Here is a 16,061-nt window from a genome sequence, read left to right on the forward strand (position 1 = left end):
GTCCGGGTCGTTCAGTCGACCCGGGCTCCCTTCGCTCTGCCCGGGGCGGCCCCGGGCGTGGTCGCGGGGTCCGCTCCGCGCGGGATAGGTTTGTACGGGTCTACGGGAGGAAACGTCCATGACGGAGACGGATGCGATGACGACGGGCAAGCGCCGCAGGGTGCTTCTGAAGCTGTCGGGGGAGGCGTTCGGAGCCGGCACGCTCGGCGTGAACCCGGACGTGATCAGCGCCCTGGCGCGCGAGATCGCCGATGCCGCGACCGAGGTGGAGATCTCGGTGGTCGTCGGCGGCGGCAACTTCTTCCGCGGAGCCGAGCTCTCGCAGCGCGGCATGGACCGCGGCCGGGCCGACTACATGGGCATGCTGGGCACGGTGATGAACGCCCTCGCCCTCCAGGACTTCCTCGAGCAGGCGGGCGCCGAGACGCGCGTGCAGTCCGCGATCGCGATGACGCAGGTCGCGGAGCCCTACATCCCCCGCCGGGCGATCCGGCACATGGAGAAGGGCCGCGTCGTCATCTTCGGCGCCGGCGCCGGACTCCCGTACTTCTCGACCGACACGGTCGCCGCGCAGCGCGCGCTCGAGACGCACGCCGACGTGGTCCTCGTCGCCAAGAACGGTGTGGACGGCGTGTACGACGCCGACCCGCGGACGAACCCCGACGCGAAGAAGCTCGATTCGCTGACCTACCAGGAGGCGCTCCAGCGGGGCCTCAAGGTGGTCGACTCCACCGCGTTCAGCCTCTGCATGGACAACGGCATGCCGATGCAGGTCTTCGGCATGGAGCCCTCGGGCAACGTCGCGAAGGCCATCCGCGGCGCCGAGCTCGGCACGCTCGTCTCGAACTAGACTGACCACTTCCCTCTCTTAAGGAGCTCCCTGTGATCTCGGATGTACTGGCCGACGCGAAGACCAAGATGGGCAAGGCCGTCGAGGTCGCCAAGGAGGACTTCTCCACGGTCCGCACCGGACGCGCGAACCCCGGCATGTTCCAGAAGGTGCTGGTGAGCTACTACGGCACCCCGACGCCGCTGTCGCAGCTCGCCTCGATGCAGAACCAGGAGGCCCGCACGCTCGTCCTGACGCCCTACGACAAGGGCTCGCTGCGCGACATCGAGCAGGCCATCCGGGACATGCCGAACCTCGGCGCGAACCCGACCAACGACGGCACGATCATCCGCGTGACCCTGCCGGAGCTCACCGCCGAGCGCCGCAAGGAGTTCGTCAAGATCGTCCGCACCAAGGCCGAGGACGCCAAGATCGCGGTGCGCAACATCCGCCGCAAGGGCAAGGACGACCTCGACGCGCTGAAGGGCGACATCGGCGACGACGAGCTCGCCCGCGGCGAGAAGGAGCTCGAGGCGCTCACGAAGCAGCACGTCGACGCGATCGACGAGGCGCTCAAGCGCAAGGAATCCGAACTGCTCGAGGTGTAGCGGTGCCCGAGATCCCCGAAGGACCCGAGGGCGGCGAGAAGAGACCGTCTCCGCACGTCCCGGGTGCCCGGGGATCCCGGATGGTCACCCGCGACGCGCTGCGTGCGCGCGCCCAGCAGGGCCGGGCCGACGTCGAGCGCCAGCTCGAGGCGACCCGCGCCCAGCTCGAGGCGACGAACGACCGCCTGACCGCGCGCTCGGGCCGGAACCTCGTGTCGGCGACCGCGATCGGACTCCTCGGCGGCGGTGCGATGGTCGTCAGCCTCCTCCTGGTCAAGGAGCTCTTCATGGTGCTCGCGGGGGTGGTGGTGCTGCTCGCGGCGCTGGAGCTCTCGAACGCCCTGCGCCACGCCGGTCGCGACATCCCGCGCATCCCGACCGGGATCGTGGCGGTCGTCGCCGTGCCGGCCGCCTACTACGGCGGCCTCGGCGCCGCGTGGGCCACGGTCCTCGGCGGATCCGTCCTCGTCGGCCTCTGGCGGCTGGGGGAGCAGCTCTTCCGGCGCACCGCCTCCAGCCGGAGGGACCTCGCCCTCGACATCGGCCTCGGCGCGTTCGTCCAGGGCTACACGACCTTCCTCGGCGCCTTCGCGATTCGTCTCGTCGCCGAGCCCGGCGGCCAGCTCTGGGCGTTCGCGTTCCTGGTGCTCGTGATCGTCGTCGACACCGGCGCCTACGTGAGCGGACTCACCTGGGGCAAGCACCCGATGGCACCGCGTATCAGCCCGAAGAAGACCTGGGAGGGGTTCGCCGGTGCGGCCGTAGCGGGGATCGTCGTCGGCGTCCTGCTCGCCCTGCTGATGCTCGGCCAGCCCTGGTGGGTCGGTGCGGTGTTCGGGGCCGTGGTGCTGCTCACCGCGACGCTCGGCGACCTCGCCGAGTCGCTGATCAAGCGCGACATCGGCATCAAGGACATGAGCTCCTGGCTGCCCGGCCACGGGGGAGTCCTCGACCGGCTGGACTCGATCCTGCCGTCGGCCGCAGCGGCCTACGTGCTGTACTTCCTCTTCGCCCACTGAGCGCACGCCTCGCCGGGGCGTGCCGATTCCGCTCCCGGCGCGCGGCTTGGCATGATGTCGGGATGACCGCTCCCTTCCCCCGAGCCCGCGAGTCCCGTCCCGGCTACGACACGGCCGAGGTCGACTCCTTCCTCGCGTCGGCGCGCGAGGCCTACTCGCAGCTCTCCGGGGGACCGGCGGACCTCCGCGCCGCCGACCTGCGCCACACCGCGTTCACCCTGCGCAAGGGCGGCTACTCCGCGCCCCACGTCGATGCGGCGCTCGAGCGCCTCGAGGACGCCTTCGCCCTGCGGGAGCGCCAGTACGCGATCGCGGCCCGGGGCGAGGAGGCGTGGCTCGCGGACGCGCGGTCGACCGCCCAGGAGATCGTGAACCGGCTGGCCCGCGCTCCCCGCGAGCGGTTCACCCGGGCCGGCGCTCTCACGACGGGCTACAACATCCGCCAGGTCGACGCCTTCGCCGACAGGATCTCCGGCTACTTCCGCGACGGATCGGTGCTGACCGTGGACGACGTGCGGACCGTCTCCTTCGCCCCGCAGCGCGGCGGGTACGCCGAGGCCCAGGTCGACCTGCTGCTCGACACGGTCGTCGACGTGATGCTGGCGGTCCGCTGACCGGAGCCGGATCTGCTGGCCGATCAGGTCATCGTCCGTTATGCTTTCGTAATCGTGGCTCAGCATCCTCAGACCTCCGTCGCCCACACGCCCGCGAACCGCACCAGCGGTCGCCCGGCGGTCCCGCACCAGACCCCGGTGCGGCGCTCCTGGGCTCGGATCCCGGTGACGGTGCTGGCCTTCACGGCCTCGATCGCGTTCGCCATGGTGAACGTCGTCGATCCGTCCAGCGGCGCGGTCGCCTCCCCCTATTACCAGGCCCCGGCGCGCTTCAACGGCGACTCCGCGCAGCGGCTCGTCGTCGCGGACGCCGTCGAGCGGACCGTCCAGCGCGACTCGTTCGGCGCCGAGGCGAAGCCGACGCCCACTCCGACCCCGACCCCGACGCCCACTCCGACCGAGACTCAGACCGCTTCAGCGACCGCCGACGAGGAGGAGTCGGGCTCCGCCGAGGCGGAGACCGCCGCTCCCGTCCAGCGCGCCGCCGCTCCGGATCCCGGATCCGCGAAGGCCATCGCGTACGACATGATCGTGCAGCGCGGCTGGGCCGACAGCGAGTACGACTGCCTCGTCCTCCTCTGGAACCGCGAGTCCGGCTGGAACGTCTACGCCGAGAACAAGTCCAGCGGTGCCTACGGCATCCCGCAGGCACTCCCCGGCAGCAAGATGGCGACGGCCGGCTCCGACTGGGCGACCAACGCGAGTACCCAGATCACCTGGGGCCTCGGCTACATCTCCGGCCGCTACGGCTCGCCCTGCGGCGCCTGGGCCCACTCCGAGTCGGTCGGCTGGTACTGATCGTTCTCCTCCGCTCGGCACAGCGTCCGGCGGGCTGAGGCTCTCGCTACCCTGGTGCCGTGGATTACGCGTTGCTCGGGGTCGTCGGGATCATCACCGTCGTCACCGTCGCGCGGTTCTCGAGCCGCCTCGGGATCGCCGCACCACTGCTCCTGGTTGTCATCGGGATCGGCGCGTCCTATCTCCCCGGGGTCCCGGACATCGAGGTCGAGCCTGAGCTGATCCTCGCGGGCGTGCTGCCGCCGCTGCTGTACTCGGCCGCGATCCAGGTGCCCCTCACCGACTTCCGGCGGAACCTGCGCTCGATCTTCGGGCTCTCGGTCCTCCTGGTCGTCGTGACCGCCCTCGTGGTCGGCGGCTTCCTCTACCTCGTGTTCCCCGATCTGAGCCTGCCCGCGGCGATCGCTCTGGGCGCCGTCGTGAGCCCGACCGACGCGGTGGCCGCGACCTCGATCGGCAAGAAGCTCGGACTCCCCCCCCGCCTGGTGACGGTGCTCGAGGGCGAGAGCCTCGTGAACGACGCGTCGGCGCTGGTGCTGCTGCGCGCCGCGACGGCTGCGGCGGCCGTGGTCGGCGCCTCCGTCACGACCGACGCGATCGACGTGGGCGAGGTGGGGGTCCTCTTCGTCTACTCCGTCCTGATGGCGATCGTCCTCGGACTGGTGATGGGCGTGCTCACCGTCTTCGTGCGCTCGAAGCTGCGGGACCCCGTGCTCGACACCGCCGTGTCCTTCGCCGTGCCGTTCCTGGCCTACATCCCGGCCGAGGAGCTGGGCGCGTCCGGGGTGCTCGCCGTCGTGGTCACCGGGATCTACACGGGGCACAACAGCGCGCGCTTCCTCTCGCCGCAGTCGCGGATCAGCGAGCGGGTGAACTGGCGGACGGCGCAGTTCCTGCTCGAGAACGGCGTCTTCCTGCTCATGGGCGCCGAGATCAAGGCGATCGTCTCCGGGGTCGTGGACCCGGGCGAGTTCGGAGTGGGCACCGCGGTGCTGCTGGGTCTGGCCACCGTGGTCATCCTGATCGTGCTGCGGGCCCTCTTCGTGTGGCCGCTGCTCCTGTGGCTGCGCAGCTCCGGTCGGCGGGCGGAGCGGATCAACCGGCGGCTGGCGGTGGGCCTCATGCGACTGCGCAACAGCGCCACCAGCGACGAGCGCTTCCGGCGGCGGCAGGTGAGAGCGGAGCGGCTCTACCTCCGGCGCGAGACCGATCTGGCCGCGACCGCGAGTGAGGCGTTCGGCTGGCGCGGAGGAGTCGTCCTGTCCTGGTCCGGGATGCGCGGCGTGGTCACGCTCGCCGCGGCCCAGTCGCTGCCGGACGAGACTCCCTACCGCTCCCAGCTGATCCTGATCGCCTTCACCGTCGCCGTCGTGACGCTGCTCCTGCAGGGTGCGACGCTCCCCGCGCTGATCCGGCTCACCGGCATCCAGGGCACCGACGGCGAGGCCGACCGCCGCGAGCTCGCGACGCTGCTCGACGAGGTCGCGGCCACGGGCATCCAGGCCCTGCCCGAGGCGGTGGCGGAGCTGCCCGACGGCGAGGCGGGCGAGCGAGTGCTCGAGCGCGTGCGCCGCGACACTCTGACACGCTCGCAGGTGGCGTGGGAACAGGTCGGCCGCGCGGAGGACGCACCGCTCGGCCCGCACGCGCAGTACCTGCGGCTGCGCCGAGCGGTCCTGCTCGCCGAGCGGGAGGCACTGCTGGACGCCCGGGGGCGCGGGGTCTACTCCTCGCGGACGCTGCGGCGGGCGCAGCTGATGCTCGACGCTGAGGAGACCCGGCTCGAGATGGACGACAGCTCCCACTGACGGAAGGGGCCCGGCGGCGGCCTCCTAGACTGGGGGGATGCCGCGCAGCAACAGACCCCGGGGCGGCCGCCGTGACGACGACGACGAGCAGCGCGACCTCTCGCAGATGCTCGCAGGCTTCCGGCGCACAGAGTCGCACGCCGGCCGGGAGTGGAACGTTCAGCCCGTCTCGGCAGTGCGGGCCGTAAAGAACTACCTCTGCCCGGGCTGCGGGCTCACCATCGACATCGGCCAGCCGCACCTGGTCACCTGGCGGGCCGACGGCGCCCTCGGCGACGCGGCCGACCTGGCCGGCCGCCGCCACTGGCACACGCACTGCTGGAGAATCCGAGGAGCACGATGACCCACGAGATCCGCGGAGGCGTCGTCCTCCCCGCCCGTCGCGAGGACATCGAGCTGCACACAGCCGACGGGCTGACCCTTGTCGGGGAGCTCGCGCTGCCCCTGGAGCGCGAGCCGGTCGCGACCCTGGTCACCCTGCATCCGCTGCCCACACACGGCGGCTTCATGGACTCGCACATCCTGCGGAAGGCCGCCGCCCGCCTGCCCGCGCTCGCCGATCTGGCGGTCCTCCGCTTCAACACCCGCGGCACTGCGTCGCCGCGCGGCACGAGCGAGGGCGCGTTCGGACACGGCACCGAGGAGCGCGCCGACGTCGCCGCAGCCCTGGCGCTCGTCGCGGAGCGCGGACTGCCGCACCCCTGGCTGGTCGGCTGGTCCTTCGGCACCGAGCTCGCGCTGAAGTGGGGGAGGGAGCACCCCGTCGAGGGAGCGATCCTGCTCTCGCCGCCGCTGCACCGCACGAGCGCGGAGGAGGTCGCCGCCTGGGGCGAGGACGGCCGACCGCTCGTGGCGCTCGTCCCGGAGTTCGACGACTACCTGCGGCCGGAGGCGGCCGCCGAGCGCTTCGCGAGCGTGCCGCAGCTGGACCTCGTCGCTGTGGAGGGCGGGAAGCATCTCTGGGTCGGCGAGGCGCAGACCCGGCGCGTCCTCGACGAGATCGTGCGCGTGGTCGCGCCCGCCTCGTCCCCGCTGCCGACGGAGTGGGCGGGCGAGCTCGGCTGAGCCGACCCGCCCAGCGACCGCCTAGCGGCCGGACGAGCCGCCGTCGGAGCCGCTGCCGTCAGGGCCGCTGCCGTCGGAGCCGTCGCCGTCGCTGTCGTCCGCGAGTCCGTCGATGTGGCCGATGAGCCCGCGCAGTCCCGACACGTAGCCGGCGATCGCGTCGCGCTCGGTGCGGATCTCGTCGAGGCGCCGCTCGGCGGTGTCCATCAGCTCGCGGCTGCGGCGCTCCGCGTCCGCGACGAGCTTCTGCGCCTGGTCGCGCGCGTCGTCGAGGAGGGCGTCGGAGTCGTCCTGGGCCTTCCGGCGCAGTCGCGTCGTGTCGTCGAGGGCGTCGCTGCGGAGGGCGTCCGCCTCGAGGCGCTTGTCGTTCGCGCGTCGGATGGCGTCGGCGAGCTGCAGGTTCGACTCGTCGAGGTAGCGCTGGGTCTGCGCGACGGCCTCCTGGTGGCGGAGCAGGTCGTCGCGGTCGGCCTCCTCGCGGCGCGCGGCGAGCTCGACCACCAGGTCGATCCGGGCCTGCTCGACCTCGCGCGAGAGCGCAGCGGCCTCGTCGGCGGACGCGGCGCGCAGGCCCGCCAGCTCGGCGTCGAGCACGGCGACGGCCTCGGCGCGCTCCTGGGTGAGCCGGGTGCGCTGGTCGGCGATCTCGCGGGCGCCCTCGGCGCGGGCGGCGGCGACCTCGGCGTCGAGCGCGGCGCGGGTCGAGAGCACCTCGGCCTCGACCGCCGCGCGAGCCTGGGCGACCTCGGCCTCGACGGCCGCCCGGAGCCGGTCGACCTCGGAGGCGACCTCGGCCCGCAGGAGCTCGTTGGCCTGGGCGAGGCGGGCGGCCTCGGCGCGGGCGACCTCGATCTCGCGGGCGGCGACGGCGCGCATCTCCGCAGCCTCGCGCTCGGCCTCGGAGCGGATCGCGGCGGCCTCGCGCTTCGCGGTGGCGCGGGTCTCGGCGGCCTCGGTCGCCACGGTGCCGCGGATCGCGGCGGCCTCGCGGACGGCGTCCTGGGTCATCACGTCGCGGTCGTCGGCGGCCTTGCCGAGCGTCGCCGCGGCCTGCGCCTCGGACTCGTCGCGGGTCCGGTCCGCACGGCGGCGCGCCTCGGTCACCAGGCGCTCGGCCTCGTCGCGCGCCTCCTGGAGGATGCGGTCGCCGTCGTCGCGGGTGGAGCGGCGGAGGGCGGAGGCGTCGTTCTCGGCCTGGGCGATGATCCGCTCGGACTGCTCCTCGGCCACGCGCAGGGTGTGCTCGAGCTTGGCGCCCAGGCCGGCGTAGGTGGGAGTGCCGACCTGCTGCAGCTCCTTCTCGAGGCCCTCGATCCGGGAGGACAGGCGCTTCACCTCGCGGCCGCTCTCGGCCGCCTGGGTGTTCGAGTGGATGAGCTCGCGGCGCAGGCCCTGGACGGCCTTGTCGACCTCGTCCCGGTCGTAGCCACGGAACACCTGGGTGAATTCGGCCTCGTCGTTCGCCACGTCGTCTCCTTCAGAGCAGGACCGCGGTGGGGCTCGCGGCACTGGGAAAGTGTATTCAGCAGGGAGGCCGCGGCCGGGGCGACACCCGCACCGCGCGCCGCCCGGGCCGCACTCTCGGCTTCTCCCGGGCATCGGAGCGAGGGCATCGGCTATCGTGGACTGTCTTTGTCTGTTGCCGTCGCGCCCCGGTCCGGCTGCGTACCCCGAGCCGGCCCCGGCCGTCACCCCGATCCGGCAACGCAGGAGGAGTTCTTTCGTGCGGTTCGTCTTCGCCATCATCGCCACCGTCATCGCTGCCGCGATGATCGTGCTCGGCATCGGTCAGCGGACGGTCTGGGCTCCTCCGGAGTCCCTCACCGCCGAGACCGCGCTCGACTCCTCCGCTCCCTACGCGGTGATCGACGGCAGCACCCTGGGCGCCAACCCGGGACGCCAGACGATCACGGTCGAGGGCAGCGGCGACCTCGTCGTCGCCTACGCCCGGACCTCCGACGTGCTGGGCTGGGTGGGCGGCTCGAGCTACGACGCCATCGGCTACGAGCGCGCCGACGACACCCTCACCTCCGCGGAGGAGACGGGCGAGCGCGTCCAGCTCTCCTCCGACGTCGAGACCGCCGACGCGGCGGTCGTCGATCCTCGCGGCTCCGACCTCTGGCTCGAGGAGTTCGAGGGGAGCGGCAGCGTGACCCTGGCGCTCGACGTGCCGGAGGACGTCTCCATCCTCATCGCGAGCGACGGCACCGCGCCGGCAGCCGACTCCGTGCGCGTCAGCTGGCCCGTGGACACCGCGACGCCCCTCGCCGGCCCGCTGCTGCTCGGAGGAGCCGTGTTCCTCCTCCTCGGCCTCGTCCTCTACATCTGGGCCTTCGTCCACCTGCGCCGCCAGCACGGCCCGCGCCGGAAGGGACCGCAGGGCCGTATCCCCCGCGGTGCCCGCCGTCCCCGGCCGCGTGCCGGGATCCAGGCCTCCACGGCGTCGCCGGCGCCCTCGCGCCGCCGGGCGGCCCTGGTGCTGCCCGTCGTCCTCGGGACGACGGTCCTCCTCTCCGGCTGCAGCTCCGACTACTGGCCGGATCTCGCCGCGGGCGCGAGCGAGGCGCCGACCGCGTCCGCCACGGCGACCGCGGGGGCAGAGCCGGTCTCGGCCGAGCCGACCCCCGTGGTCACCACGCAGCAGGCGGAGGCCGTCGTCGCCGAGGTCGCCGATGTTGCGTCGCGCGCCGACGCCGCCCGGGACGCCGGGATCCTGGCCGAGCGCTTCCAGGGCGAGGCGCTCACCGAGCGCACCACGAACTACGACGTCGTCGCCAAGGGCGGGACGATCGACCCGCCGCAGACGATCCCGGCCTCCCCGGTGAGCCTGGTGCTCCCGCAGGACACGGAGTCGTGGCCGCGCCTCGTCACCGCCGTCGTGCAGAACTCGACGGACACCACCCAGGCCCCGATCGCGCTGATGATGAGCCAGGCGAGCCCGCGCGTCGACTACAAGGTCGACTACGCCATCTCGCTCGAGGCCAACGCGCGCATCCCCGACGTCGCGCCCGTCACCGTCGGCACGTCGATCGTGGCGCCGGACTCGCGCCTGATGAAGCTCGCCCCGCAGACCGTCGGCTCCGCGTACGCGGACGTGCTCGCCAACGGCGACTCGAGCCAGTACGCCGAGCTCTTCGCGGCCGACGGCGACACACTCCGGGGGCAGGTCGGCGTCGACAAGAAGAACGCCGACCGCGAGGCGCTGCCGGACACCGCCTCGATCGAGTTCTCGAACGCCGCCGGCACGTCGCCGACGATCGCGCTCGCGACGAACGACTCGGGGGCCCTCGTCGCGGCGAGCATCGCCGAGACGTCGACCGTCCGCCCCACTGCCGAGGGCTCGACCGTCTCGACCTCCGGCGCCTCGCAGACCCTGCTGGGCACGGACAAGTCGACGACCGGCATCGAGACCACCTACGGATACCAACTGCTGTTCTACGTACCGCCCGTCGGATCGGAGGAGAAGATCGTGATGCTCGGATGGAGCCAGGGACTCGTCTCGGTGGTGCAGCTGCCGTGAGCACCGTCCCGCCCCTGCCTGGAAACCTCCGCGGCGCCGTCGACCTCTCGTCGCTGGTGAACCGCCGCACCCCGCCCGCCGCCTCCGCCGGCGCCCCGGCCGCTCCCGGCGCTCCCGGAGGCGCGCCCGGCGCGAATCCGCTGCTGCTGACCGCCGGCGACGCCGAGTTCGACCAGGTGGTCCAGCTCTCCTCGCGCGTGCCGGTGATCGTCGACCTGCGCGGCTCCTGGTCGGACCAGAGCCAGAGCATGACCGCGCTGCTCGAGAAGGTCGTCGTCTCGTACGCCGGCGCGTTCGTGCTCGTCGGGGTCGACGTGGAGTCGAGCCCGCAGCTGGCGCAGGCGTTCCAGGTGCAGTCCGTGCCGACGGTCGCCGCGATCATCGGCGGCCGCCCGGTGCCCCTGTTCAGCGGCCTCGTCGCCGAGGAGCAGCTGCGCGACCTGCTCGAGCAGGTCCTCCAGCTCGCCGCTCAGAACGGTGTGACGGGCACGGTGCCGGTGGAGGGAGCCGCTCCCGCCGAGGGCGCGGAGCCCGAGCCGGAGCCGCTGCCGCCGCACCACCAGGAGGCCTACGACGCGATCGACCGGGGCGACTACGCCGCGGCGATCACCGAGTACGAGACCGCCATCGCGCAGAACCCGCGCGACGACCTCGCGGTCGCCGGTCTCGCTCAGGTGCGGCTGCTGGCCCGCCTCCAGGGCCGCACGCTCGACGACATCCGCTCGACCGCCGCAGCCGAGCCGTCGAACCTCGACGCGCAGCTCGCCGTCGCCGACCTGGACGTCTCGGGCGGCCACGTCGAGGACGCCTTCGACCGGCTGCTCTCGATGTTCCCGCGCCTCGACGCCGAGGGGAAGGCCGCCGTCCGGGCTCGTCTCCTGGAGCTCTTCGAGATCGTCGGTCAGACCGACCCGCGCGTCAACAAGGCTCGGGCCCGGCTCACCGGCCTGCTCTACTGACGCCGGCCGGAACACCGAGAGGCCGCCCGCTCGCGACGATCGTCGCGGCGGGCGGCCTCTTCCGTGCGGGGACCGATCAGTCGGCGGGTCGCAGGTAGAGCACGGCCAGCGGGGGCAGGACCAGCTCGGCGGAAGCCGGGCGGCCGGCCCACGGCTCCTCGCGAGCCTCGACCGCTCCGAAGTTCCCGACTCCGCTGCCGCCGTAGATCTCGGCGTCCGTGTTGACGAGCTCCTCCCAGCGGCCGGCCGTGGGCAGGCTCACGCGGTAGCCGTGCACGGGCGAACCCGAGAAGTTGGCGATGACGGCGATCGGGCGACCCTCGCTGTCCTTGCGCAGGAACGAGACGACGTTGGCCGCCGCCGCGCCGCCGTCGATCCACTCGAAGCCCGACTGCTCGTGGTCGAGCTCCCAGAGCGACGGCGAGTCGCGGTACACGCGGTTCAGCTGACCGACGAGGCTCCAGAGACCGCGGTGGCTCGGCTGATCGAGGATCCACCAGTCCAGGCCCCGCTCCTCGCTCCACTCGGAGTACTGGCCGAACTCCTGGCCCATGAAGAGCAGCTGCTTGCCGGGGTGGGCCCACATGAAGGCGAGGTAGGCGCGCACGTTCGCGAGCTGCTGCCAGTGGTCGCCCGGCATCTTCTGGATCAGCGAGCCCTTGCCGTGCACGACCTCGTCGTGGCTGATCGGCAGGACGAACTTCTCGCTGAAGGCGTAGACGAACGAGAAGGTGATCTCGCCCAGGTGGTACTGGCGCCACAGCGGATCGTTCGCCATGTAGTCGAGCGAGTCGTGCATCCAGCCCATGTTCCACTTGAGCCCGAAGCCGAGGCCGCCGGAGCTGGTGGGCTGGGTGACGCCGGGCCAGCTCGTCGACTCCTCGGCGATCATCATGATGCCGGGGTGCAGCTTGTAGGCCGTGGCGTTGACCTCCTGGAGGAAGCTGATCGCCTCGAGGTGCTCGCGTCCGCCGTACTGGTTCGGCAGCCACTCGCCCTCCTTGCGGGAGTAGTCGAGGTAGAGCATCGAGGCGACGGCGTCCACCCGCAGGGCGTCGACGTGGAACTCCTCGAGCCAGAACAGGGCGTTCGCGACGAGGAAGTTGCGCACCTGGGTGTGCCCGAAGTCGAAGACGTAGGTGCCCCAGTCCATCTGCTCGCCGCGGCGCCAGTCCGGGTGCTCGTAGAGCGGCTCGCCGTCGAAGCGGGCGAGGGCGAAGTCGTCCTTGGGGAAGTGCCCCGGCACCCAGTCGACGATGACGCCGATGCCGGCCTGGTGCAGACGGTCGATCAGGTACTTGAGGTCGTCGGCCGTGCCGAAGCGGCTCGAGGCGGCGTAGTAGCCGGTGACCTGGTAGCCCCAGGAGCCGCCGAACGGGTGCTCGGCGAGCGGCATGAACTCCACGTGCGTGAAGCCGAGCTCGGTGACGTACTCGATCAGCGGGTCCGCGAGGTCGCGGTAGCCCAGTCCCGGACGCCAGGAGCCGAGGTGCATCTCGTAGACGCTGAGCGGCTGCGTGTGCGGATCGACCGAGGCTCGCTTCTCCATCCAGCCGGAATCGCCCCACTGGTGGTGCGAGACGGGGACCTTCGAGGCGGTCGCAGGCGGCACCTCCGTGGCGCGGGCCATCGGGTCGGCCTTGCGGACCCAGTGGCCGTCGCGCGAGAGCAGGTCGAACTTGTAGGAGGCTCCGGGCTCGACGCCCGGGACGAAGATCTCCCAGACCCCGGTCGTCCCGAGGTTGCGGAGGGAGTGGCCCTCGCCGTTCCAGTCGTTGAAGTCGCCGACGACACGAGCGGCGTGGGCGTGCGGGGCCCAGACGGCGAAGCTCGTGCCCCAGACCCCCTCGTGCTCGCGGTGGCGGGCACCGAGCGCCTCCCAGAGGCGCTCGTGGCGGCCCTCGCCGATGAGGTAGAGGTCGAAGTCGCCGACCGTCTTCGAGAACCGGTAGGGGTCCTCCGCGGTCCACTCGCCGCCACCGCCGTAGCGGGCCTCGACCGTGTACGCCTGCGGACCGAGGACGTGGAAGCCCTGCCAGATCCCGTCGCTGAGGTGGCTCAGCTCGACGCGGGCGCCGGTGGCGAGCACCACGGCGACCTTCTCGGCGAGCGGGCGGCGCACGCGGACGACCGTCACCGGGTCGGAGACGCCGGGGGCCGCGACGAGGTGCTGGCCCAGGACGTCGTGGGGGAGCGCGTTGCTGCCGGTGGCGAGCTGCTGCAGCACCCACTCGGGGATGTCGGGCAGCGCGATCGCAGCGGTGCCGTCGACAGGGCCCGAAGCGGATGCGGGGTCCGCGGTCGTCTCGGCGGGGCCGGCGCTGTCCGCTGCGACGGAATCGGCGGCGTCCGTGTCGTCGGGCAGGTCGCCCTCGGCCCCGCTGCCGACCGGAGCGGACTCCGCGTCGTCGGCGTCGGGCTCGACGGTCACGGCGTCGTCGGCCGCGACCGGCTGAGGCGCCTCCGGGACCGTCTCGACCGCGTAGCTGCGCGCGTTCTCGCCGTCCGCTCCGGGGTGCTGGGAAGCGTCGGGCGCCGCGTCGGCGACGTGCGCGCCGTGGCCGGAGGTGGTCGCCGAGCTGGTGCCCGTCGTGGGGACCGTCTCGACGTGCGCGCCGAGGCCCGCCTCCTCGGCCGGGCTCGTGCCCTCGGGGGTGGTTCCGCTCATCGCTCGTCCGCCTTCACGCTCAGGATGTGCACGGGCTCGACGAACGAGTCGAGCCGCACGTAGTCGTCGCTGCCCCAGGTCCAGACGGCGCCGGTGATCAGGTCCTCGACCTCGAAGGTCGCGCTCCAGTCGAGCCCGATCGCGGGCAGGTCGAGGTGGACCGTGGTCTCGCGGGCCGAGTGCGGGTCGGTGTTGACGACGACGATGATCGTGTCGTCGGTCCCGGTGCCCGTGAACGCGGCCTGCAGGTGCTTGGAGTAGACGAGGATCGCGTCGTCGTCGCTGCCGTGCACGTGCAGGTTCCGCAGCTGCCCGAGCGCGGGGTGCGAGCGCCGGATCTCGTTGAGGCGCGTGATGTACGGCGCCAGCGAGCGGCCCGACTCCTCGGCGCCGGCCCAGTCGCGCGTCTTGTACTCGTACTTCTCGTTGTCGATGTTCTCCTCGGCGCCGGGGCGAGCGACGTTCTCGACCAGTTCGTAGCCGGCGTAGACCCCCCACAGCGGCGACGCGGTCGCGGCCAGGGCCGCCCGCACCTTGTACGCCGAGCGGCCGCCGTACTGGAGGTACTCGGTGAGGATGTCCGGAGTGTTCACGAAGAGGTTCGGCCGCATGTAGTCGGCCGTCTCGTGGGAGATGCTCGTGAAGAACTCGCCGAGCTCCTCCTTGGTGTTGCGCCAGGTGAAGTACGAGTACGACTGCTGGAAGCCGACCTTGCCGAGCGCGCGCATGATCGCGGGGCGGGTGAACGCCTCCGCGAGGAAGACGACCTCGGGGTGCTCGGCGTTGACCTCGTGGATGATCCACTCCCAGAAGTCGAGCGGCTTCGTGTGGGGGTTGTCGACGCGGAAGATCCGCACGCCCAGGTCGATCCAGTGCCGCAGGACCCGCAGCGACTCCTGACGGATGCCCTCGGGGTCGTTGTCGAAGTTGATCGGGTAGATGTCCTGGTACTTCTTCGGCGGGTTCTCGGCGTAGGCGATCGAGCCGTCGGGGAGCGTCGTGAACCACTCGGGGTGGCTGGTGACCCAGGGATGGTCGGGCGAGGCCTGCAGGGCGAAGTCGAGGGCGAGCTCGAGGCCCGCGGCCTCGACCACGGCGTGGAAGGCGCGGAAGTCGTCCTCGGTGCCGAGGTCCGGGTGGATCGCGTCGTGGCCGCCCTCGGCCGAGCCGATCGCCCACGGCGAGCCGGGATCGTTCTCGCCGGCGTCGAGCGTGTTGTTCGGGCCCTTGCGGAAGGAGCGGCCGATGGGGTGGATCGGCGGCAGGTAGAGCACGTCGAAGCCCATCGCCGCCACGGCGGGGAGGCGGTCTATCGCGGTGCGGAAGGATCCGCTGGTCACGGTCCCGTCCTCGTGGCGCACGGCGCCCTCGGAGCGGGGGAAGAACTCGTACCAGGCGCCGACGCCGGCGCGGGTGCGCTCGACGTGGACGGTGCGCGGCTTCGAGACGCTGGTGAGGCTCATCACCGGGCGGGCGTCGAGCGCGCCGTGGACGGCGGGATCGGTCGCCGCGGCGAGGCGCTCCTCGGCGCTCAGCGTGGTGTCGCCGACGCGGGCGGCGGTGTCGGAGAGCAGGCTGCGCTCGCCCTCGGGCCGCGAGGAGTCGTCGGCGCCGCTGCGCAGCAGGCCCTCGCCGATGGCGAAGGTGACGTCGATGTCCAGGCCGGCCGGGATCTTGACCTCGGCCGTGTGGAGCCAGGTCGCCCAGTCGTCGGCGTAGGCGCGGATGCGGTAGCTCCAGTCGCCCTCCTCGTCGAGGGCCACGAGGCGCCCGTAGCGGTCGGTGCCGGTCGCGAGGAGCGACATGCGGTGCTCCGACTCGGCCCCGGACGGCGAGCGCAGCAGGAGGTCGACGCCGATGAGGTCGTGCCCCTCGCGGAAGGCCGTGGCAGCGAAGGGGACGACCTCGCCGACGAACGCCTTCGCGGGCCAGCGGTCGTCCTCGAGCCGGGGCTGCGGGTCGATGATCGGCAGGCGCTCGGCCCGGACGCGGTAGCCGCTCCCGGTCGTCGCGGTCGCCGGCGACGCGTGGGGTGCGTCCGCGGTCACCGGGGCGGCCGGAGCACTGTCGGCCGCGGGGGGAGCAGGAGTCGCCTCGGGGGCGGCGGCGGGCGCCGGAGCGGCCGTCTCGGGAGGCGCCGACGCCTCCTGGGGTGCGCGTCCGCGACCCGCTC

The 16,061-nt window shown here is 72.5% G+C and carries 13 protein-coding genes; 10 read left to right on the forward strand and 3 right to left on the reverse strand.

Features of this window, described 5'->3' with window-relative positions; translation table 11 throughout:
• The first annotated feature begins 136 nt into the window (after window positions 1-136).
• From pyrH to C5C63_RS09640, 8 genes are all read left to right on the forward strand, one after another.
• Window positions 137-850, forward strand: coding sequence for a UMP kinase (pyrH, locus tag C5C63_RS09605; RefSeq protein ID WP_374953771.1), 714 nt, complete (start codon window positions 137-139; stop codon window positions 848-850).
• Between the two features lie 32 nt (window positions 851-882).
• Complete coding sequence (frr, locus tag C5C63_RS09610) at window positions 883-1,437, forward strand: ribosome recycling factor (protein WP_104232499.1); 555 nt, start codon at window positions 883-885, stop codon at window positions 1,435-1,437.
• 80 nt (window positions 1,438-1,517) lie between these two features.
• Window positions 1,518-2,456: a phosphatidate cytidylyltransferase gene (locus C5C63_RS09615; RefSeq protein ID WP_104232500.1), complete on the forward strand. Its 939-nt coding sequence runs from the start codon at window positions 1,518-1,520 to the stop codon at window positions 2,454-2,456.
• A gap of 62 nt (window positions 2,457-2,518) precedes the next feature.
• Window positions 2,519-3,070: a DivIVA domain-containing protein gene (locus C5C63_RS09620; protein WP_104226865.1), complete on the forward strand. Its 552-nt coding sequence runs from the start codon at window positions 2,519-2,521 to the stop codon at window positions 3,068-3,070.
• 54 nt (window positions 3,071-3,124) lie between these two features.
• A complete protein-coding gene (locus tag C5C63_RS09625) occupies window positions 3,125-3,868 on the forward strand; it encodes a lytic transglycosylase domain-containing protein (RefSeq protein ID WP_258065425.1) in 744 nt (247 codons plus the stop codon).
• A 59-nt stretch (window positions 3,869-3,927) separates the two neighbouring features.
• Window positions 3,928-5,676, forward strand: coding sequence for a sodium:proton antiporter (locus C5C63_RS09630; protein ID WP_104260590.1), 1,749 nt, complete (start codon window positions 3,928-3,930; stop codon window positions 5,674-5,676).
• A gap of 37 nt (window positions 5,677-5,713) precedes the next feature.
• Window positions 5,714-6,019: a hypothetical protein gene (locus tag C5C63_RS09635; protein ID WP_181072792.1), complete on the forward strand. Its 306-nt coding sequence runs from the start codon at window positions 5,714-5,716 to the stop codon at window positions 6,017-6,019.
• Complete coding sequence (locus C5C63_RS09640) at window positions 6,016-6,741, forward strand: alpha/beta hydrolase (RefSeq protein ID WP_104226862.1); 726 nt, start codon at window positions 6,016-6,018, stop codon at window positions 6,739-6,741. The genes C5C63_RS09635 and C5C63_RS09640 overlap by 4 nt, the downstream gene beginning before the upstream one ends.
• Before the next feature lie 21 nt (window positions 6,742-6,762).
• Here C5C63_RS09640 and C5C63_RS09645 read toward each other — a convergent pair whose 3' ends face one another.
• Entirely contained in the window at window positions 6,763-8,208 is a 1,446-nt protein-coding gene (locus C5C63_RS09645; RefSeq protein ID WP_104295449.1) for a DivIVA domain-containing protein, read from the reverse strand.
• Window positions 8,209-8,464: 256 nt separating this feature from the next.
• Between C5C63_RS09645 and C5C63_RS09650 the strand changes: the two genes are divergently transcribed.
• Both C5C63_RS09650 and C5C63_RS09655 read left to right on the forward strand, forming a co-directional pair.
• Entirely contained in the window at window positions 8,465-10,261 is a 1,797-nt protein-coding gene (locus tag C5C63_RS09650; protein ID WP_104325941.1) for a hypothetical protein, read from the forward strand.
• Window positions 10,258-11,220: a tetratricopeptide repeat protein gene (locus C5C63_RS09655; RefSeq protein WP_104325942.1), complete on the forward strand. Its 963-nt coding sequence runs from the start codon at window positions 10,258-10,260 to the stop codon at window positions 11,218-11,220. The genes C5C63_RS09650 and C5C63_RS09655 overlap by 4 nt, the downstream gene beginning before the upstream one ends.
• A gap of 76 nt (window positions 11,221-11,296) precedes the next feature.
• On the opposite strand, the gene glgB is transcribed toward C5C63_RS09655, so the two are convergent.
• Together glgB and C5C63_RS09665 are read right to left on the reverse strand one after the other, a co-directional pair.
• Window positions 11,297-13,888 carry a 1,4-alpha-glucan branching protein GlgB gene (gene glgB / locus C5C63_RS09660; RefSeq protein WP_104325943.1) on the reverse strand — a complete coding sequence of 864 codons (2,592 nt, stop codon included), beginning with the start codon at window positions 13,886-13,888 and terminating at the stop codon, window positions 11,297-11,299.
• A complete protein-coding gene (locus C5C63_RS09665) occupies window positions 13,885-15,855 on the reverse strand; it encodes an alpha-1,4-glucan--maltose-1-phosphate maltosyltransferase (protein WP_308471543.1) in 1,971 nt (656 codons plus the stop codon). The genes glgB and C5C63_RS09665 overlap by 4 nt, the downstream gene beginning before the upstream one ends.
• Window positions 15,856-16,061 lie beyond the last annotated feature (206 nt).

It is taken from the genome of Rathayibacter sp. AY1B8 (genome assembly GCF_002932775.1).
Taxonomy (GTDB): Bacteria; Actinomycetota; Actinomycetes; order Actinomycetales; family Microbacteriaceae; genus Rathayibacter.